13 protein-coding genes and 1 pseudogene are annotated in these 19236 nt (G+C 69.5%); 2 read left to right on the forward strand and 12 right to left on the reverse strand.

Features of this window, described 5'->3' with window-relative positions:
- Positions 1-28: 28 nt before the first annotated feature.
- The 10 genes from CCR97_RS04845 to CCR97_RS04890 form a co-directional block, all read right to left on the reverse strand.
- Positions 29-1252: a M24 family metallopeptidase gene (locus CCR97_RS04845; RefSeq protein ID WP_111360629.1), complete on the reverse strand. Its 1224-nt coding sequence runs from the start codon at positions 1250-1252 to the stop codon at positions 29-31.
- Between the two features lie 391 nt (positions 1253-1643).
- The gene (locus CCR97_RS04850) at positions 1644-2402 is read right to left on the reverse strand and encodes an ABC transporter permease (RefSeq protein ID WP_111356432.1); all 759 of its coding nucleotides are present in this window, start codon (positions 2400-2402) and stop codon (positions 1644-1646) included.
- Positions 2399-3262 carry an ABC transporter ATP-binding protein gene (locus CCR97_RS04855; RefSeq protein ID WP_111356433.1) on the reverse strand — a complete coding sequence of 288 codons (864 nt, stop codon included), beginning with the start codon at positions 3260-3262 and terminating at the stop codon, positions 2399-2401. The genes CCR97_RS04850 and CCR97_RS04855 overlap by 4 nt, the downstream gene beginning before the upstream one ends.
- Positions 3263-3467: 205 nt before the next feature.
- Entirely contained in the window at positions 3468-4448 is a 981-nt protein-coding gene (locus tag CCR97_RS04860) for an ABC transporter substrate-binding protein (RefSeq protein ID WP_111356434.1), read from the reverse strand.
- A gap of 161 nt (positions 4449-4609) precedes the next feature.
- Positions 4610-5704, reverse strand: coding sequence for a cyanuric acid amidohydrolase (gene atzD / locus CCR97_RS04865; RefSeq protein ID WP_111356435.1), 1095 nt, complete (start codon positions 5702-5704; stop codon positions 4610-4612).
- A gap of 85 nt (positions 5705-5789) precedes the next feature.
- Entirely contained in the window at positions 5790-7664 is a 1875-nt protein-coding gene (locus tag CCR97_RS04870; RefSeq protein ID WP_111356436.1) for a hydantoinase B/oxoprolinase family protein, read from the reverse strand.
- Entirely contained in the window at positions 7661-9751 is a 2091-nt protein-coding gene (locus CCR97_RS04875) for a hydantoinase/oxoprolinase family protein (RefSeq protein ID WP_111356437.1), read from the reverse strand. Before CCR97_RS04875 ends, CCR97_RS04870 begins: the two co-directional genes overlap by 4 nt.
- A 272-nt stretch (positions 9752-10023) precedes the next feature.
- The gene (locus tag CCR97_RS04880; RefSeq protein ID WP_111356438.1) at positions 10024-10917 is read right to left on the reverse strand and encodes a LysR family transcriptional regulator; all 894 of its coding nucleotides are present in this window, start codon (positions 10915-10917) and stop codon (positions 10024-10026) included.
- Positions 10918-10944: 27 nt separating this feature from the next.
- The gene (locus CCR97_RS04885; protein ID WP_111356439.1) at positions 10945-12147 is read right to left on the reverse strand and encodes an amidase; all 1203 of its coding nucleotides are present in this window, start codon (positions 12145-12147) and stop codon (positions 10945-10947) included.
- Positions 12144-13601: an amidase gene (locus CCR97_RS04890; RefSeq protein ID WP_111356440.1), complete on the reverse strand. Its 1458-nt coding sequence runs from the start codon at positions 13599-13601 to the stop codon at positions 12144-12146. Before CCR97_RS04890 ends, CCR97_RS04885 begins: the two co-directional genes overlap by 4 nt.
- 323 nt (positions 13602-13924) lie before the next feature.
- Here CCR97_RS04890 and CCR97_RS32500 point away from each other — a divergent pair.
- Positions 13925-14110 (forward strand): annotated as a pseudogene (locus CCR97_RS32500) (hypothetical protein); the annotation flags it as partial.
- Positions 14111-14189: 79 nt separating this feature from the next.
- Here CCR97_RS32500 and CCR97_RS04900 read toward each other — a convergent pair.
- Positions 14190-15047 (reverse strand): ABC transporter permease, encoded by an 858-nt coding sequence (locus CCR97_RS04900; RefSeq protein WP_111356829.1) that lies wholly within the window; start codon positions 15045-15047, stop codon positions 14190-14192.
- Between the two features lie 37 nt (positions 15048-15084).
- Positions 15085-16068 (reverse strand): aliphatic sulfonate ABC transporter substrate-binding protein, encoded by a 984-nt coding sequence (locus tag CCR97_RS04905; RefSeq protein WP_111356830.1) that lies wholly within the window; start codon positions 16066-16068, stop codon positions 15085-15087.
- 306 nt (positions 16069-16374) lie between these two features.
- Between CCR97_RS04905 and CCR97_RS04910 the strand changes: the two genes are divergently transcribed.
- Entirely contained in the window at positions 16375-19206 is a 2832-nt protein-coding gene (locus tag CCR97_RS04910) for a [protein-PII] uridylyltransferase (protein WP_111356831.1), read from the forward strand.
- Positions 19207-19236: the final 30 nt, after the last annotated feature.

Here is a 19236-nt window from a genome sequence, read left to right on the forward strand (position 1 = left end):
ACGGTCCGCGCCCCGGGATGACAGTGCCCTACCCCAGCATCAGCTTCTCGTCGTAGGGTGCCCGCGAGAGCACGTGCGGGGCGCCCTCGGTGACCAGCACCATGTCCTCCAGCCGCACGCCGCCGCCGCCGCGCACGCCCGGCACCCAGATCAGCGGCTCGACCGCGAACACCATGCCGGGCTCGAACTCGTAGGTCGGCGCGCCCGGCAGCGTCTCGCCGATATAGGGCGGCTCGTTCGCGCCGATGCCGACGCCGTGGGCGATGAACAGCGACAGGAACCGCCCGTCGAGCCCGTACTTGCTCGCCGCCCGCACGATCGCGTCGGTGCAGTCCTTGTTGGTGCGGCCGGGTCGCATCTCGGCGATGCCGGCCATCAGCCCTTCGTAGACGGCCGTGAAGATGCGCTTCTGCTGATCGGACGGCTTGCCGCAGATGACGGCGCGCGCGACGTCGCCGAAATAGCCGCCATAGGCCGCGCCGATGTCGATGAAGACGATGTCGCCGGAGCGGATCAGCTTGTCGCCGCAGATGCGGTTGGGCGGCGCCATGTGTTCGCCCGAGGCGACGAACGGAGTCATCACGTGCGAGTACTCGCCGCCGAGCCGGAACAGCGTGCGCATCGCCTCGCCGGCGACCTCGCATTCGCGCACCCCGTCGGCGATCGCCGCCGTGGCCGAGGCCGTGACGGCGTCGGCGATCGCGGTCGCCTCTTCGAGCAGCACGATCTCCTCGGGCAGCTTGTGGCGGCGCGCCATCAGCATCGGCGTGTCGCCGTCCTCGATGGCGAGCTTGGGGAAGTGGCGCTGCAGCGCCTTCACGAAGACGATGTTGGCCTCGTCGAGGCCGAGCTTCGCATCGGTGAGGCCGTGCTTGCGCAGCACGGGTCCGAGGATGTCCTTGACCATGCCGTCGACGAGGGCGACCTCCTCGATGATCGGGATGGTGTGGGCCTCCTCGATCCACGGCATGGTGAGGTCGACGCGATCGCGCTCGCCACCCGAGCAGAACAGGATCGGGGCGTGCCCCTCGACCAGCAGCGCGCCGTTGAGCGCCGTCGTCTTGCCGGTGATGAGCTGCGGCCGCAGATCGGTGAGATACCGCTGGTTCTCGTCCTTCCAGACGAGCAGCGCGTCGAGCCCGGCCTTGCGGCGCTGCTCCTGCGCCTTCGCGATGCGCTTCTGCCGCAACGCAGCGACGTCGAGGCGCCTCTCGTAGCCGACATTGAAGGGGCCGCGCGCATACCGGTCCATGCGGACTGTCTCCTCGAATTTTCTGAGCTGTCGCGGTCGGGTCGAGCCGCCCGGGAGGGGATCCCGGGTCCGCGATCATCGGGGCGAGGAGACTACACGACCCCGGCGCGTGCACAGAACCCGCGGTCCTGCAGAGCAGCCGTCGCGGAATCGGAGGGCGACGAATTGTCTCCCGGACCCTGTATGACAGGTGTGCGGTGCAGAAACGATGGCACTGGCTCGTCCCGGGGCGACGCGCAAGCGCCGAGCCCGGGACCCATACGCCCTACCTGTCGTGAGCCACTGCCGCTGGGGTTATGGATCCCGGGCTCGCGGACCTGCGGTCCGCGCCCCGGGATGACGGATTATGCGCACGCCGACGAGGGGAAGAGGGAAGAGCAGCGCGCGCCCCCTACTTCCCCGACCAGTGCACGAAACGGCGCTCGATCGTGAGGAACAGGAGATTCAGCCCGTAGCCGAGCGCGCCGGCGGCGGCGATCGCCGCGTACATCCGCGGCATGTCGAAGAGCTGCTGGGCCTCGAAGACGCTGTGGCCGAGGCCGTCTTGCGAGCCGATGAACATCTCGGCGACAACGATGATGACGAGCGCGAGCGACACGCCGTTGCGCAGGCCGACGAAGGTCTGCGGCAGCGACTCCCACAGCATCACGTCGAAGAGCACGCGCAGGCGCGAGGCGCCCATCACCTTGGCGGCGAGCAGCCGCGTCTTTCGCGCATTCATGACACCGTAGGCGACGTTGAACAGGATGACCAGAATCGCCCCGAAGGCGGCGACCGAGATCTTGGTCTCGTCGCCGACGCCGAACAGAACCAGGAACAGCGGGAACATGGCCGAGGCCGGGGTGGAGCGGAAGAAGTCGATGACGAATTCGAGCGAGCGGTAGAGCCGCTCCGACGAGCCCAGCATGATGCCGAGCGGGATGGCGATGACGGCCGCGATGATGGTCGCCATCGTCGTGCGGTAGACGGTCTTGACGAAGTCGAAGCCGAGCGCGCCGCCGTCCATGCCCTTCCAGAAGGCCTTGAAGGTCTCGGCCGGCGACGGCAGAAGCACCGGGTCGACCCAGCCGCGCGCCGTGACCAGCGACCAGATGGCGAGCAGGCCGGCGACGCCGACCAGCGGCAGGAAAGAATCGAGCCGGCGGATCATCCTCGCCTCACCTCGCGCTGGAACACCTCGAGGCAGTGCGCCTTGAGTCGGACGAACTCCGGATCCGACAGCGTCTCGTCGCCGCGCGGCCGCGGCACGTTCACAGGCACGAAGTCGGCGACCCGGGCGGGGTGACGCGACAGCAGCAGCACCCGATCGGCGAGATACACGGCCTCCTCGAGGTCGTGCGAGACCAGCACCATGGTGGTGCCGCTCTCGATGAACAGCTTCTGGAGCTGCTCGCGCATGAACAGCGTCATCTCGTAGTCGAGCGCCGAGAACGGCTCGTCGAGGAACAGGATCTCGGGCTCGACGACGAGCGCCCGCATGATCGAGACGAGCTGCTGCTGGCCGCCCGACATGTGATAGGGATGCAGGTTGAGATCGATCTTGACGCCGAGCCGCTCGACCAGCGCCTCGGTGCGCGCCTTGCGCTCCGCCGCCGGCACCTTCATCAGCTTGAGCGGATAGGCGATGTTGTCGAAGGCGCGCATCCAGGGGAACAGCGCCTCGCGGTAGTTCTGGAACACGTAGCCGAACTTGATCTCGGAGAGCAGCATTCCGTCGAACAGGATGCGGCCGGCGTCCACCGGGATCAGCCCGGCGATCATGTTGATCAGCGTGCTCTTGCCGCAACCGTTCGGGCCGAACACCGAGATCAGCTCGCCGCGCGGGATGTCGAGGTCGAAGTCGTCGTAGATGACGGTCTTGCCGAAGCGCTTGCTGAGGCCCCGGATGGTGACGTGCGGCCGCTTACCGACGCCACCGACCGGCGGGGTCGAGGGGAACTCCTCGCCGTGATGATCAGGCGACGAGTATCCCATCGGTGGGGAGCGGACGGCGTCCGGCGTGGCGTCCATGAGCGGCGACCTGTCGGGAGCTGAGATGTTACAGACGCGACCTGACCTCAATCCGTCATCCTGATGTGTTCGCCCGCAGGGCGAGCCTCGAAGGATGCGGCCCGGGCCGTCGCCCTTCGAGGCCCGGCTTCGCCGGGCACCTCAGGGTGACGGAACAGACGTGCGGCACGGCGGGAACTTCGACGCTGTCCCCTGCGGATCGGCATCAAAATCCCTTCACGACCTTCTTCACATCGATCTTCTCGGGCACGACGCCTATCTCGGTACCGAAGTCGGCGAACTGCTGCAGCCAGCCGAGCTGCTCGGGGCTCATGTCCTTGGTCATCGTGTAGCCGAGCATCGGCACCTCGTCGACGACGTTGTCCGGCGTCATCGTGTTCTTGGCGAGGTACTTTCGCGCCTCGGTCGGGTTCTTCTTGATGTAGTCCACGGCCTCGGCCCAGCCCTCGGCGAAGCGCTTGGCGACGTCCGGGCGCTTGGCGATGAAGTCCGACGTGAAGGCGCAGCCCGCCGCGAAGGCGTCGGCCTTCGGATTGCCGAGGATGTAGGTCGAGATCACGCCCGCCTCGATGCGCTTCGCCACCCCCATCTTCTCCATGATGGTGGCGCCGGGCTCCAGCGTGTAGCCGCCGTCGAACGTGCCGGCCTTCATGGCGTTGACGTGCTGGCCCATGTCGAGCTGATCGATCGTGTAGTCGCCGTCCTTCAGCCCGACCTTGGCGAGCACGCCCTTCGCCGTGTTGAGGTTCGCCGGTCCCGGCGCCGACATCAGCTTGAGGCCCTTGAGATCGGCGATCGACTTGACCTTGTCGGTGAGGCCGGTGCGGACGACGAACTGCTCCATCTTGTAGTCGGGCGTCTGGCTGTGCATCGCGATGTACATGGCGACGCCCGGCTTCTTGACGTTGGCGTTGAGGCCTTCGAGCGTGACCAGAACGGCCGAGACCTCGATCTGGTTGGTCATCAGCGCCGCGACATTGGCCGGGCCGCCCATCAGCTTGATGGTCTCGGGCTCGATGTTGCGGGCCTTGAAGTAGCCCCGCTCGATCGCCACGAAATAGGGCAGCGACGACGAGATCGGGAACACCCCGACCTTCACCTTGTCCTGCGCCGCGGCCGGGGCGCCCGAGACGCCGAGGGCCACGAGCGCGGCGGCGAGCGCTCCGATCGTTCCGAACAGCTTCATCAGACGGCTCCCGTGGGTCCTGGCCTCTTCGCCGCGCGGTATGCTCAGGAGGAACGGCGGGTCAGGGTGGTTGGACGGTTGTCGGATCAGAGGACCGGAGTGCGGCGTGCCGCACTCCGAATTCAGTGTATTTCAAGCAAGGCGCGTGCCACCCGGCGCCGTCACTCTCCGACATCCACGATGGCGATCACCGGGCCACCACCATGCGGGCCCTGATGCATGGCGTCGACCGACACGAAGACGCAGGGGTCGCCGATCGCCGCCGCGGCGACGCCGCCGACCGCGCCCTTGGCGTGGCGGTGGTGATGCACGTCGGAATCGTCGAGCATGATCTGGCGGCGGCCGCGCAGGCTCGCCCGCTTGTCCGCCTCGCACTTGATGAAGACGTTGACGAGCTTGCCGTTCAGATCGGCGGCGCGGGCGCGCTCCGGCAGGTCGAGGCCGGCGTCCCGGATCGCGTCGTAGATGCCGTCGATGTCGAGGGCGTCCTTCATCACGGCGTGGCCGATGCGGTAGCGCCCCCCTGCCCCGGGCTTGTTGCCGAGCAGCACGATCTGCGCCTTGGTCAGCTCGACGCCCGACGAGCAGGAGGCGACCGAGGAGTAGAGATCGAGATTCTTGCAGATCTCCTCCGCCTTGGGCATCGCGATCTCGCCGAGCGCGACGGCGATGCCGAGCGCCGTCGTGCCGTTCGACACACCCATCGAATCGTGCACCTCGCAGGCGACCGTCTGGCCACGATGCTCGGCATCGCGCACCGAGTCGATGGTGAGAAGCGGCGTCTTGGTCTGGACGTAGTGCACGTCCTTCGGGTTCTCGATCCCGGCGTCGCGCATCGCCGCCCTCACGGCGGCCGCGACCTTCTCGACCATGGCGGGCCGGCCGATGTCCTCCGGGAGCAGATCCTCGGACAGCGCCGTGCCGATGGCGAGCCGCGCCTTGTCGGCCGGGCCGGTCTTCTCGTCGCGCGCGAACACGGTCGCGTGTGGCGTGATCACGCCGTCGCAGCCGCCCGACCACACCATCGGGATGCCGGCGATCTCGGCCTCGCTGCGCTTGCCCTTGCTCTTCAGCACGCGGCGGAACGCCTGGTCCGACAGGAGCCGGGTGAAGTCGTTGACGCCGCCGTTGCCCTCGGTCTTGCCGATGACGGCGATCACCTGGTCGGCGGAGAATTGTCCGGCGTCGATGCAGGCGGCGAGCCCGGAGGCGTCCTGCACGCTCTTGATCTGGATCTTGGCGACATCGATCGCCATGCTTCACGTCTCCTTCTTGGTCTTTGTATGCGTGTCTTCGTCTTTGTATGCGTGGTCGTCGTCATCGGCTGGCGGCGCGGCGCCGTCAGCTCGTCCGCGTCCACGGCTTGCACGCACCGCTCAGCATCGCCGCAAACCCCGGGCCGCGGTCGATCATCGACAGCGGCGCGGCTCGCCGCAACCTGATTTCATCCCGCAGTGCGGCCGTGGCGTTCGTATCGGGGATCGCAACGCCGTCGATGCCGATGGTCAGGACGACGCCGTAGTCGTCGTGCGCCGCCTCCGGCGAGACGCGGCCCTCGGTGACGTCCCGCGCCACCAGCTCCGGCTCGCGCGAGAGCGGGTCACCCCAGCCCCCGCCGCCCGTCGTCACCACGCGGACCACCTGCCCGGCCTTCACGGGCTCGCCGTCGACGAGGCCGCCGAGCGCGCGCGCCTCGCCGTCCAGATCGACCGTAACGCAGAAGGGCTGACCGGCCGCGCCGCCGTTGACGCCGTAGCAGCCGAGCCGCACCCGATCGGCCGTCACGATGGTGCGGCAGTCGACCAACGCACGATAATGCTTCTCGTAGCCGAGCCCGCCGCGACGGAAGCCCGCCCCGCCGGAATCGGTGCGCAGCGCGAGCTTCTCGACCAGCAGCGGAAAGCGCGTCTCGGTGAACTCGGCCGGCTGGTTACGCGAATCCGGCACGATGTGGATGGCGTCGTTTCCATCTGCGTACCAGCGCCCGCCCGAGCCGCCGCCCAGCACCTCGCGGGACAGGAACGGTGTGCCGTCGCGCCCGATGCCGAAGAAGCCCGTGTAGCGGATCGTCTCCTGGTCGGCCGGGATGCGGCCGTCGACGGCCTGCGCCACCGTGCCGGCGAGCAGCCCGAGGCAGCGCAGCAGAACGAAAGAGCGCGCATTGGTGGGCGCCGGCCATTCGGGCGTGATCAGCGTGCCCTTGGGCGGGAAGATCACGTCGAACACCTCGCAGACGCCCTCGTTGACGTCGATCTCGGCGGCGCGTTCCGGCGTGTCGGCGAGGTTGCGCAGGATCGGCGCGATCCACTTGATCAGGAAGGCGCCGTCGGCATAGTCGGCCGGCCAGTTGATCGGTCCCGCCGACTGCGGATCCGTGCCGGTGAAGTCGAGCGTGATCTTTCGTCCGCGCTTGATCATTCTCAGCGCGAGCTTGTGCAGCTTGGGATCGGTCAGCCCGTCGTGCTCGACGTAATCCTCCCACGCATATTCGCCGTCGGCGATCTTCGGGAGGAGCTCGTCGGCGAAGATGTCGCGGCACTTGTCCAGGATGGCCTGGAAGCACGCCTCCACGGTGTCGCGGCCGAACCGCTCGAACAGCTCGGCCATGCGGCGCGCGCCCACCAGGCAGGCCTGCATCTCGGAGTCGAGATCGGCCGCCAGCATCTCGGGAACACGGGTGTTGCGCTTGATGATGGTGAACGCCGCCTCGTTGCGCACGCCCTGGTCGTAGAATTTTATGGGCGGCACCGCGAGGCCTTCCTCGAACACCGAGGTCGCCGTGCCCGGCATCGAGCCCGGCACGCGGCCGCCGATGTCGTCGTGATGACCGAACGCCTGGATGAAGGCGACCACCTCGCCGTCGTGGAACACCGGCACGGTCGAGCACAGATCGGGCAGATGACCGATCGAGCCCTCGGTCAGATAGGTGTCGTTCATCAGGAAGACGTCGCCGGGGCGCATGGTCTCGGGCGGAAAGTCGCGCACCACGGCGTTCGGCATCGCCGAGTAGGAGCGGCCGGTGAGCTTGCGACACCGGCGATCGAACAGCCCGACCCGATAATCGTGCGCCTCGCGGATCATCGGCGAGCGCGCGGTGCGCTCGATCGCGTACTCGATCTCCGCCTCGATCGAGTTGAGCGTCCCCTCGACGATCTGCAGGACGATCGGATCGACGGCGGCCTTGGCGGCAGTCACGTCACGTGGCTGCATGGTCATCTTCCGCCCTCCCCGCCCTCGGCGCGAATGATCAGGATGCCGTGCGGGTCCACGGTCAGGGTCTGGCCCGGAAACACCACCGTGGTGGAGCCGAACTCCTCCACCACCAGCGGGCCGACGATCGTCTCGCCGGGCGCCAGCATGGCGCGCGAAAAGATCGGCGTGTCGACGAAGGCGCCGCCGAACCACACCAGCCGCCGCGCCGGCGGGACCGCGGCGCCCTCGCGCGCGGCGAGCCGCGGGATCGCCGGGCGCTCGATCACGCCGAAGCCCGAGACCGTGAAGTTGACCAGCTCGATCTGCTGGCGGCCGCGATAGTCGTAGCCGAAGGTCTTCCGGTGCGCCGCGTGAAACGCGTCGATCAGGCCGTCGACGAAGGCCACGTCCACCGGCCCGGCCGGCGCGACCACCCGCACCTCCATGGACTGGCCGGCGTAGCGGATGTCCGCCTCGCGCACGAGCCGCACCCGCTCGGCCGCGATGCCGTCGCGCTCCAGCGTCTTTCGCGCGTCGTCCTCCAGCCCGGCGTAGATCGCCGCCACCGCCGCGACGTCGATCGCGCTCTCGTGCATCACCTTGGTGACGATGTGATCAGTTCTCCAGTCGACCGCCAGGAGCCCGAAGGCCGAGAGGTTGCCGGGGTTCGGCGGCACGATGCAGGCCTTCATGCCGACCAGCGCCATCACGGCCGGCGACTGCGCCGGGCCCGAGCCGCCGAACGACAGCAGCGCGAAGTCGCGCGGATCGATGCCGCGCTGCACCGTCATCTGGCGGATGGCGTTCGCCTGGTTCCAGTTGGCGATCTCGATGATGCCCTCGGCGAGCCGTTCCGGGCTCATGTCGCCCGGCAGCTGCACGGCGAGCGCCGCGAGCCCCGCCCGCGCGCGTTCGCGGTCGAGCGGGATGCCGCCGCCGATCAGCGCCGGCGGGATACGGCCGAGCACCAGGTTGGCGTCCGTGATGGTCGGCTGATCGCCGCCGTTCGGGTAGCACATCGGCCCCGGATCGGCGCCGGCCGATTTCGGCCCGACCTTCAGGTGGCCCTCGCGCGAGATCCAGGCGATCGAGCCGCCGCCGGTGCCGATCGTCTTGATGTCGATCATCGGCAGCCGCACCGGAAACGGGCCGACCGACCCGCCATTGGTGACGGTCGGACGGCCCTTCTCGATCAGGCAGAGATCCGTGGACGTGCCGCCGGCGTCGAGCGTCACCAGATCGGGAAAGCCGGCGATCTCGGCGATGACGGCGGAGCCGAGCGCGCCGGCAGCGGGACCGGACAGCGCCGTGGTGATCGGCTTCTTCATCACCTGCTCGGCGCCGGCGACGCCGCCCGAGGACTGCATCACCAGGAACGGCACCTGCCGCAGCTCGGGGCCGAGCTCGTCGGCGATGCGGCGCAGGTAGCGGCCGACATGCGGCTTCACGAACGCATCGACCAGCGTCGTCACGGTGCGCTCGTACTCGCGATACTCGGGCAGCACCTCGCAGGAGAGCGACAGCACGGCCTCCGGGTACTCCTCCGCGACGATCGCGGCGACGCGGCGCTCGTGCGCGGGATTGGCGTAGGCGTGGATCAGGCAGATGCCGATCGCCTCGATCCCCTGCTGCTTGAAGGCGCGTGCCGCGGCCCGCACCGCGTCCTCGTCGAGCGGGCGCAGCTCGCGGCCGAGAAAGTCGAGCCGGCCGCCGACCTCGCGCACGCGGTGCAGCGGCACGAGACGATCGGGCTTCACCCAGAAATAGGAGTTGCCGTAGCCGTCCGGCACCGACTGACGGGCGATCTCGAGAACATGGCGGAAGCCCTCGGTGACGATCAGGCCGAGTGAGTCGATGGCGCCCTGCAGCAGCGCGTTGGTCGCGACCGTGGTGCCGTGCGCGAGGCCGGCGACGTCGGCGATGTCGGCATCGGCGCTCTTCAGGATCTCGACGACGCCGCGCACCAGGCCGATCGCGGGGTTCTTCGGCGTCGAGGCGACCTTGGTGACCCGCATGGCGCCCGAGGCGGCGTCGACCGCGACGATGTCCGTGAAGGTGCCGCCGGTGTCGATGCCGATCCGCACTCCCGCCTGCGTCGCGCCCTGCGCCATCGCGTACCGTCTCCCGATGAGGCGCCCGGAGCGGGCGCGAGGTCCGACAGCAAAAGTATGCGAAGCGCAGTTGTCCTTGTCCAAGCGGGATTGGCGAAGCCATTATCGGAAAAACCGATGGCTCTGACGGTCGCGGCGCGCACCGCCCGAGCGCCTCATGGTGAGGAGCGCTCCGCAGGAGCGCGTCTCGAACCATGTGGCCGCCATCCTTCGAGACGCCCGCTGCGCGGGCTCCTCAGGATGAGGCGGATCGACGCATTTCGCCGCCCGCGTCACTCCACCAGCGCGGCGCGTACCACGGCGAAGTGGCTCTCCTTGCGGCGCGACAGGGCCTGGCGGCGGCGGTAGAGGTTCATGCGGATGTTGCGTTGCGGCGTGATCGGCAGCGCCCGCAGCACGCCGAGCGCGACCTCGTTCTCCACGCAGGCGCGCGGCACGATGGCGAGCCCCCGCCCCGACTGCACGATCACCTTGATGGTCTCGATGTTGTCGGCGACCGCGAGGATGTTGGGCCGGATGCCGAGATCGGCGAACATCGCGTGGACGACGCGGCCGTAGCCGACCGACAGCTCGCTCATCACGATCGGCTCCAGCACCAGGCGGCCGAGATCGACCGCGCCGGTGCCGCGGGCGAGCGGGTGTGCCGGATGCGCGATCAGGGTCAGCTCGGCCTCCGCGAGCGGCTCGAACACGATGCCGGCCGGCACGTGCTCGGGATCGGATTCGATCGCGAGGCCGGCGTCGATCTTCTCCTCGGCGAGCAGCGCGAAGATGGTCTTGGTGGGAGCCGTGAGGATGTCGAGGCGCACCGTGCGCAGGCTGTCCGGCACCGCGTGGAACAGCTTGGGGATCACGATCTGCGCCATGCCGGAGCCCATGGCGAGCGTGAAGGTCTCGGACGGCGCGCGCTTGAGCCGGCGGGCGATGTCGCCGAGGCTGTCGAAGTCGCCGACGACGCGCTCCGCCTCGTAGAAGAAGGTGCGGCCCGCCTCCGTCACCTCGATGCCGCGCGGCGTGCGGCGGAACAGCGAGAAGCCGATGCTCTCCTCCAGCATCCGCACCTGCTCGCTGACGGCCGACTGCGACACGTTCAGCCGTTCCGCAGCGCGGGTAAAACTGCGCTCGCGGGCGACGCTCAGGGCGTAGCGGATCTGACGGAGCTCCATTCTCGCCTCCGCCGATCCGCGACGTTATCAGACTCTGGCGCCCCGTCGCCCCGCATCGAGGGCGGCGCCGACCAGGCGCTCGTCGGCGCCCGGCGCACCGATCAGCGAGAGGCCGACCGGCAGGCCGTCGACGCTCGCGAACGGCATCGTCACCTGCGGCGTGCCGGCCATGCCGGAGACCGCGGTGAGCGCGATGATGCCGGTGCGCAGCCCCCACATGGTCGAGCGCTTCTGGCCGGCGAGCGGCGCCGGGAACGGCGTCGTCGGCAGCGCGATCAGGCTGCCGTCGGCCAGCAGCGCGTGGACGCGCTCGCGCACCTGCTCCCGGGTCTCGCGCGCCGCCGCGAGCTCGTCGGGGCTCGCCTTGATGCCGCGCAGAAAATTGTCGGCGACCTCGAAGGAGAAGCGCGGATTGGTGCCGTCGATCCAGTCGCCGAACGTGGTCCAGGCCTCGCGACCCTGCAGCGCCGCCTGGTGCGACGACCAGGCGGCGAGCCCGGTCGGCGACAGCGTCACCCGCTCGATCGCCGTCTCGCCGCCGAACGCCTTGGTCAGCGCCGCCTCGACCGCGGCGGCGGTCGCCGGCTCGGCGACGGCGAGCGCGTCCTCGGCGAGGAAGATGCGCTTCGGCCGCGCGGCCTCGATCGACGACTCCAGCAGCACCGCACTGACGCGGGCGAAAATGTCCGCGTCGTCGGCCATCCAGCCGACGGTATCAAAACTCGGCGCCTGCGGCAGCATGCCGGCGACCGGCACGCGGCCGTGCGTCGTGCGGATGCCGTAGAGGCCGCAGAAGGACGACGGCACCCGCACCGAGCCGGCCGTGTCGGTGCCGATGGCGAACGGCACGGTGCCGCCGGCGACCGCGGCGGCCGAGCCGCTCGACGAGCCGCCCGGGATCCGGCCCGGGGCGCGCGCGTTGGTCGGCGTGCCGTAGAACGCGCTCTCGCCGAAGATGCCGCGCGAGATCTCGTCCGTGATGGTCTTGCCGATCATGGTGGCGCCGGCGGCGACCAGCGTCTCGATCGCCCAGGCGGTCTCCTCGGCGGGCGGATGGCTGTCGCGCCAGTCGAAGTTGCCGCCCCCGGTGCGGTGGCCCTTCACGTGGAACAGGTCCTTGGCGCCGAACGTGAGCCCGCTCAGCGGGCCGCGCGGCTTGCCGTCGAGACGCACGTCGACGTCGTGACAGAACGCGTTATGAGGATCCGAGAACGAGGCAGCGTCGGTCATGCGGCAAATCCGGGCGCGATGGTTTTGGTCGGGACGAGCTCCTGCATCACGCGGGCGACGCCCAGCACGGTCGCCTCGCCGAGCCGCGGCGCGGCGACCTGCAGGCCGACCGGCAGGCCGTTGACGTCGAGGCCGGCCGGCACCGAGGCGGTCGGCACGCCGACCAGCGTGAGCACATAGGTGGGCGCGATCCAGTCGATGTAGCTCTTCATCGGCTGGCCGGCGATGTGGGTCGGATGGTTCTGCTCGACCGGGAACGGCGGCACCGGAACGCACGGCGTCAGCAGCACGTCGTAACGTGAGAAGAACGCGCAGGTGCGCTCCCACAGCCGGGCGCGCGCGGCCTCCGCCTCCACCACCTGGGCGAGGCTCAGCGACTTGCCGTAGGCGATGTTGCCGGCGAGGTTCTTGCCCATCCGGTCGATCTGATCCATGCGCGAGCGATGTGTGAGCAGCACGGCGGCACCGCGCAGGACGGGGAACGCCTCGCGGCCATCGGCGAGATCCAGCACCGTCTCCTCGACGACGGCGCCCGCCTCCTCCAGCACGCGCGCGGCGCGGCGACACAGGGCCGCGATGCCGCTGTCGATGCCGACGCCGGAGACGTCGTCGACATAGCCGACCCGGAGACCCTTCGCCGAGAAGGCCCGCACCTTGTCCAGCAGGCCGTCCATGGTCACGGGCAGCGAGATGGGAGAGCCGGCGCAGGGACCGGCGATCGCCTCCATGGCGAGCGCGACGTCCTGCGCGGTGCGCGCCATCGGGCCGGAGACGCGCAGCGAATCCCACGGCAGCGCGGAGGGCCGCAGCGGCGTGAGGCCGGGCGTCGGGCGCAGGCCGACGACGCCGCAGAACGACGCCGGCACCCGCAGCGAGCCGCCGAAGTCGGTGCCCTCGGCGAGCGGGAACAGGCCGGCTGCCAGCGCCGCGGCGCCGCCGCCCGTGGAGCCGCCGGCGGAGAGGCGGACATCCCAGGGATTGCGGGTGACGCCGAACACCTCGTTGAACGTGTTGGCGCCGGCCGCGAACTCCGGCGTGTTGGTCTTGGCGACCACGATGGCGCCGGCCGCCTTCAGCCGGCGAACCACCTCGGCGTCGGCGGCCGGGATGTTGGTCTCGTAGAGCTTGGAGCCGAAGGTCGTGCGGATGCCGGCCGTCTGGGTCACGTCCTTGATGCCGACCGGCACGCCGTGCAGCGGCCCGAGCGGTTCCCCGTGCATCACGGCCGCCTCGGCGGCGAGCGCCGCCTGACGGGCCTGCTCACGCGCGATGGTGCAGACGGAGTTGATCGGCCCGTCGCGGCGCTCGATGCGGTCGATCACGGCCTCGACCACCTCGCGCGGCGACACGGCCTTGGTGCGGATCGCGGCGGCGAGCGAGACGGCGTCGAGCCGGGCGAGGTCCTCGGCGGACGAGACCGCGGCGGAGGACACGGACGAGACGGAGCTGGTCATGAACAGCCTTGCGACAGGGCCTTGGGACACGGCCTCGAGGACTTGAGCCTCGAGGATTTGCGGCCTCGAGGATCTGGGGACCGGGCGGCCCCACGGCCCTGCTTAGCAGCGCCGCCAATTGCATGCAAAATTCGTGCAGGTTCTCCGGCGCGCGGTGGGCCGCGGTCCGCGGTCCGCGGCACCGACCCGAGGATCGATCACTTGCGATGTAAACCGACTTGGACAAATCGCCCCGGCCGGTCATACACTCGCGGCGCCGCCGACCATCCGGGCCGCGCGCGCCGGACGGCTCGGGGTTGATGATCCCGGACGTGAAATCCCCCATGCAGTCATCTACGCCAGACTCCCAGCTCCAGCCGGTCGGCGCCGGCGCCTATGTGTGGCGCGGTGCCGACGGCGAATCCAACGCCGGCGCGGTCGACACCGGCGACTCGCTTCTCGTCGTCGACACCCAGCAGAACGAGAGCCTCGCCCGCACCTTCCGAGCCACGCTCGCCGATCAGCTCGGCAAGCCGATCCGCGCCGTCGTCAACACGCATTATCACCTCGATCACGTGGCCGGGAACGAAGCCGGCGACGTCCCGGGCATCACCGTGGCTCCTCCGCCGCCACCACGTCCTGCCAGCGCAGGAACGGCGCCGTCGCGACGACCAGGATCCAGTCGGTGGTCTTGCCGAGGATCGCGAAGGCGACGATGGCGGCGACGATCTGGGCCGGCTTGCCGAGCTGCTGGCCGTCGACCAGCAGATAGCCGAGCCCCTCGCCGGCCCCCATGAACTCGGCCGCGACGACGAACATCCAGCCGAGCCCGAGCCCGGCCCGCAGCGACACGACGAAGCTCGGCAGCACGGCGGGCAGCAGGATCCGCCGCACCATCGCGGGGCCGCTCAGGCGAAAGATGCGGCCGACCTCGACGACCTTGCGGTCGACCGCGACGATCGCCCCCATCACGCCGAGATAGACCGGGAAGAACACGCCGACCGCGATCAGCGCCACCTTGGACGCCTCGAAGATGCCGAGCCACAGGATGAACAGCGGCACCCAGGCGATCGACGGGATGGCGCGCAGCGCCTGGAGGGTCGGGTCGAGGAGCGAGCGCGCGAGCGCCGAGTAGCCGGCGATCGCGCCCATCACGGTGCCGGCGACCGCGCCGAGCCCGAAGCCGGCGGTGACCCGGGCGACGGTCGCGGCGGTGTGGCGGGCGAGCTCCCCGGTGACGGCCAGATCCGCGAAGGTCTGGGCGATGCGCGAGGGCGGCGGCACCAGGCGGCCGTCCGACAGCCCGGCCCGCACCGCGAGCTCCCAGCCGACCGCGGCGACGATGGGTACGACGAGGCCGAGCGCGACGCCGCGCCAGCGCCGGCGCTTGGTCTCGCGGCGCGGACGGCCGGAGACGCCGGCCTGGGCCGGCGCGGCGATCCGCACGCTGTCGATCTCGGCACTCATCGCGACGGCGGCATGGGGAGCAACGCGCGAGCCCGGATCAATTGCCGGCCGCGGCGAGGCGGTCCTCGATCAGGGCATCGACGGTCGCCTTCACGTCCACCGAAGGCGCGATCACGCCGGCCTGCTGGAGCGCGAGCCCGGCGGCGAGGATCGACTCGCGCTGCGGCGCGCCGATGCGGCTGTGGGTCAGCTCGGTGCGCTCCTTCAGCTGCTTCTCGACCACGGCCTCGGGCAGCTTGGTCACCGCGACGAAGGTCTTCTTCAGCCCCTCGGGATCGGCCAGCGCCTGCTTGCGCGCCTCCTCGTAGACGGCGAGCACGCGCGCCACCAGCGCGGGATGATCCTTCAGGAAGGCCTCGCGGACATTGAGGATACCCCAGGTGTTGGCCTCCGGCTTGCGGTGGAACAGCACCGCGCCGTCCTCCACTTCGGCCTGTGCCATCATCGGGTCGAGGCCGGCCCAGGCGTCGACGTCGCCGCGGATCAGCGCGGTCTTGCCGTCCGGGTGCTGCAGCAGCACCGGCTTGATGTCGCGCTCGGTCAGCCCGGCGTCGAGCAGGGCGCGGACCAGGAAGATGTGCGGATCGGTGCCGCGCGTCACGGCGACGCGCTTGCCCTTGAGGTCGGCGACCGACTTGACGGCCGAGTCCTTGCGGGTGACGAGCGCGGTCCATTCCGGGCGCGAATAGACGTAGATCGACTTGATCGGGTTGCCGTTGATCTTCGCCACCAGGGCGGCGGAGCCCGCGGTCGAGCCGAAGTCGATCGATCCGGCGTTGAGGAACTCCAGCGCCTTGTTGGAGCCGAGCGACTGCACCCAGCGCACCGCGATGCCGTCCTTGGCGAGCTCCTTCTCCAAGAGCCCCTTGTCCTTGAGCACGAGCGACACCGGATTGTAGGTCGCCCAGTCGATCCGGATCTCCTTCGGCGCGTCGGCCGCGTCGGCGGGCGCGACGGCGAAGGGCAGGACGAGGGCACCGGCCAGGAGACCGGCCGCGGCACGGCGCGACAGTGACGACATGAGAGACCTCCGCGCGTCGGGGTGGCCGGGCGCCCGCGCGGCGGCCCGGATCAGGGACAGGATTGGCGTGCGATTCTCGAAGCTGCCGCCGCCGAAATCCGGCCGACGGGATGCGGGAAAACCCTGACGCAACCCGGGCGAATGGTCAATAATACAGAGATTACTTGTATTTAGCGGTTCGGAGCATGGTCTTCTCCGAAGCCCGGGCGGGGGCAGAACAGCGTTCTTCGCGGCGTTCCGGCATCCTGCGGCGGCGGCCGTGACGCGTGGCCGTGACACGATGCGCCGGGTTCGCTATCCAGGGGCATGACCGACATGAAGACCCGGCCGCTCCGCCCCGAATGCGAGCTGTTCGACGTCGAGGCCGTCGCGGCCGACCTCGACCGGCTCGCCGCCGAGCATCAGGGACGCGAACGCGAGCTGCGCATCGCCGTCGCGCAGCGCCTCAAGGCCGTGGTCACCGAGGGGCGCGCCAAGGCCGAGCAGATGCTGCTCGCCGACAAGCACGGCCGCCATTGCGCCGAGCGGCTGTGCCAAATGCAGGACGCGGTCATCGCGATCCTCTACGACTTCGCCACGACGCACCTGTACGCGACCCAGAATCCCTCCGAGGCCGAGCACATGGCCGTGGTCGCCACGGGCGGCTACGGCCGCGGCCTGATGGCGCCGGGCTCGGACATCGATCTCCTCTTCCTCCTGCCCTACAAGCAGACCGCCTGGGGCGAGTCGATCGCCGAGGCGATCCTGTACTGCCTGTGGGACATGGGCCTGAAGGTCGGCCACGCGACGCGCTCGATCGACGAGAGCGTCCGCCAGGCCAAGGCCGACATGACGATCCGCACCGCGATCCTCGAGTCGCGCTTCCTGTTCGGCGAGCAGAGCCTGTTCGACGAGCTGGTCACCCGCTTCGACAAGCAGGTGGTGCAGAACACCGGCCCGGAATTCGTCGCCGCCAAGCTCGCCGAGCGCGAGGACCGGCTCAAGCGCGTCGGCCAGTCGCGCTACCTGGTCGAGCCGAACGTGAAGGACGGCAAGGGCGGCCTGCGCGACCTCCACACGCTGTTCTGGATCGCCAAGTACGTCTACCGGGTGCGCACCCCGGAGGAGCTGGTCGAGCGCGGCGTGTTCGACCGCCAGGAGTTCAAGCTGTTCCAGCGCTGCGAGGACTTCCTCTGGTCGGTGCGCTGCCACATGCATTTCGTCACCGGCCGCGCCGAGGAGCGGCTGTCCTTCGACATCCAGCGCGATCTCGCGGTCCGGCTCGGCTACACCGAGCACCCGGGCATGCAGGACGTCGAGCGCTTCATGAAGCACTACTTCCTGATCGCCAAGGATGTCGGTGACCTCACCGCGATCCTGTGCGCGGGCCTGGAGAGCCGGCACCAGAAGGACGTGCCGATGCTCAACCGCTTCGTCAACCGCCTGCGGCCGCGGCCGCAGCGGACGCTGCGCGAGAGCGACGACTTCATCGTCGACAACAACCGCATCAACATCGCCGATCCGGACGTCTTCTCGCGCGACCCGAAGAACCTGATCCGCATCTTCCATCTCGCCCAGAAGCACGCGCTCGCCTTCCATCCGGACGCGATGCGCACGGCGACGCGCTCGCTCAAGCTGATCGACAAGCAGCTGCGCGCCGACCCGGAAGCGAACCGACTCTTTCTCGAGATCCTCACCGGGCGCAACGACACCGAGATCGTGCTGCGGCGGATGAATGAGGCCGGCGTGCTCGGCCGCTTCATCCCCGAGTTCGGCCGCGTCGTCTCGATGATGCAGTTCAACATGTATCACCACTTCACCGTGGACGAGCATCTGTTGCGCTGCATCGGCGTGCTGGCCGAGATCGAGACCGGGCAGAGCGAGGAGTACGGCCTCTCCAACGAGCTGATCCGCAGCATCCAGCCGGAGCACCGCGATCTGCTCTACGTGGCGCTGTTCCTGCACGACATCGCCAAGGGGCGGCCCGAGGACCACTCCATCGCCGGCGCCAAGATCGCCCGCCATCTTTGCCCGCGCTTCGGCCTGTCGGCGGCCGACACCGAGACGGTGGCGTGGCTGGTCGAGTATCACCTCGTGATGTCGACCATCGCGCAGTCGCGCGACCTCTCCGACCGCCGCACCATCGAGAACTTTGTGCAGATCGTGCAGTCGCTCGAGCGCATGAAGCTGCTCACCATGCTGACCACGGCCGACATCAAGGCGGTCGGCCCGGGCGTGTGGAACAGCTGGAAGTCGCAGCTCCTGCGGGCCCTCTATTACGAGGCCGAGCCGGCGCTCACCGGCGGCTTCTCCGAGGTCAACCGGGCGCAGCGCGTCGCCGCGTCGCAGACCGCGTTCCGCAAGGAGATCGCGTCGGTCACCGACTGGCCGCCCGAGCAGATCGACAAGTATATCGGCCGGCACTACCCGGCCTATTGGCTCAAGGTCGACCTTGCCTCGCAGGTCGGCCACGCGCGGTTCGTGCAGGAGACCGAAGCGACCGGGCTGCCGCTCGCCACCCGCTTCGCCTTCGACCAGAGTCGCGGCGTCACGGTGCTGACCGTGCTGGCGCCCGACCATCCATGGCTGCTGTCGGTCATCGCCGGCGCCTGCGCCTCGGCCGGCGCCAACATCGTCGACGCACAGATCTACACGACCACCGACGGGCTCGCGCTCGACACCATCTCGGTGTCACGCGAGTTCGAGCGCGACGACGACGAGGCGCGCCGCGCCGCCCGCATCACCGAGGCGATCGAGAAGGCGCTGCGCGGCGACATGAAGGTGCCGGACATGCTGGCCAAGCGCCAGCCGGGCCGCGCCCGCATCCGCGCCTTCCGGGTGGAGCCCGAGGTGTCGGTCAACAATCAGTGGTCGCACCGCTACACCGTGGTCGAGGTGTCGGGCCTCGACCGGCCGGGCCTGCTCTACGAGCTCACCTCGACGCTCTCGAAGCTCAACCTCAACATCACCTCGGCGCATGTCGCGACCTTCGGCGAGCGCGCCGTCGACGTGTTCTACGTCACCGACCTGATGGGCGCCCGCATCACCTCGCCGACCCGCATCGCCACCATCAAGCGGGCGCTGCTGCAGCCCTTCGCGCCGCGCACCGACCGCTCGTCGTCGACCGAGGCGAGCGACGCCTCGGCCGTCGTGGGGTAGAGCGACGCCGGGACGACGGAGCGTCGCGGC

Source organism: Rhodoplanes elegans, assembly GCF_016653355.1.
GTDB classification, from domain to species: Bacteria; Pseudomonadota; Alphaproteobacteria; order Rhizobiales; family Xanthobacteraceae; genus Rhodoplanes; species Rhodoplanes elegans.

What these genes read in the sequence shown, in the direction of transcription:
- CCR97_RS04845 (WP_111360629.1), bottom strand. Translation starts at nt 1,252, where the DNA reads ATGGACCGGTATGCGCGCGGCCCCTTCAATGTCGGCTACGAGAGGCGC.
- CCR97_RS04850 (WP_111356432.1), bottom strand. Translation starts at nt 2,402, where the DNA reads ATGATCCGCCGGCTCGATTCTTTCCTGCCGCTGGTCGGCGTCGCCGGC.
- CCR97_RS04855 (WP_111356433.1), bottom strand. Translation starts at nt 3,262, where the DNA reads ATGGACGCCACGCCGGACGCCGTCCGCTCCCCACCGATGGGATACTCG.
- CCR97_RS04860 (WP_111356434.1), bottom strand. Translation starts at nt 4,448, where the DNA reads ATGAAGCTGTTCGGAACGATCGGAGCGCTCGCCGCCGCGCTCGTGGCC.
- atzD (WP_111356435.1), bottom strand. Translation starts at nt 5,704, where the DNA reads ATGGCGATCGATGTCGCCAAGATCCAGATCAAGAGCGTGCAGGACGCC.
- CCR97_RS04870 (WP_111356436.1), bottom strand. Translation starts at nt 7,664, where the DNA reads ATGACCATGCAGCCACGTGACGTGACTGCCGCCAAGGCCGCCGTCGAT.
- CCR97_RS04875 (WP_111356437.1), bottom strand. Translation starts at nt 9,751, where the DNA reads ATGGCGCAGGGCGCGACGCAGGCGGGAGTGCGGATCGGCATCGACACC.
- CCR97_RS04880 (WP_111356438.1), bottom strand. Translation starts at nt 10,917, where the DNA reads ATGGAGCTCCGTCAGATCCGCTACGCCCTGAGCGTCGCCCGCGAGCGC.
- CCR97_RS04885 (WP_111356439.1), bottom strand. Translation starts at nt 12,147, where the DNA reads ATGACCGACGCTGCCTCGTTCTCGGATCCTCATAACGCGTTCTGTCAC.
- CCR97_RS04890 (WP_111356440.1), bottom strand. Translation starts at nt 13,601, where the DNA reads ATGACCAGCTCCGTCTCGTCCGTGTCCTCCGCCGCGGTCTCGTCCGCC.
- CCR97_RS04900 (WP_111356829.1), bottom strand. Translation starts at nt 15,047, where the DNA reads ATGAGTGCCGAGATCGACAGCGTGCGGATCGCCGCGCCGGCCCAGGCC.
- CCR97_RS04905 (WP_111356830.1), bottom strand. Translation starts at nt 16,068, where the DNA reads ATGTCGTCACTGTCGCGCCGTGCCGCGGCCGGTCTCCTGGCCGGTGCC.
- CCR97_RS04910 (WP_111356831.1), top strand. Translation starts at nt 16,375, where the DNA reads ATGACCGACATGAAGACCCGGCCGCTCCGCCCCGAATGCGAGCTGTTC.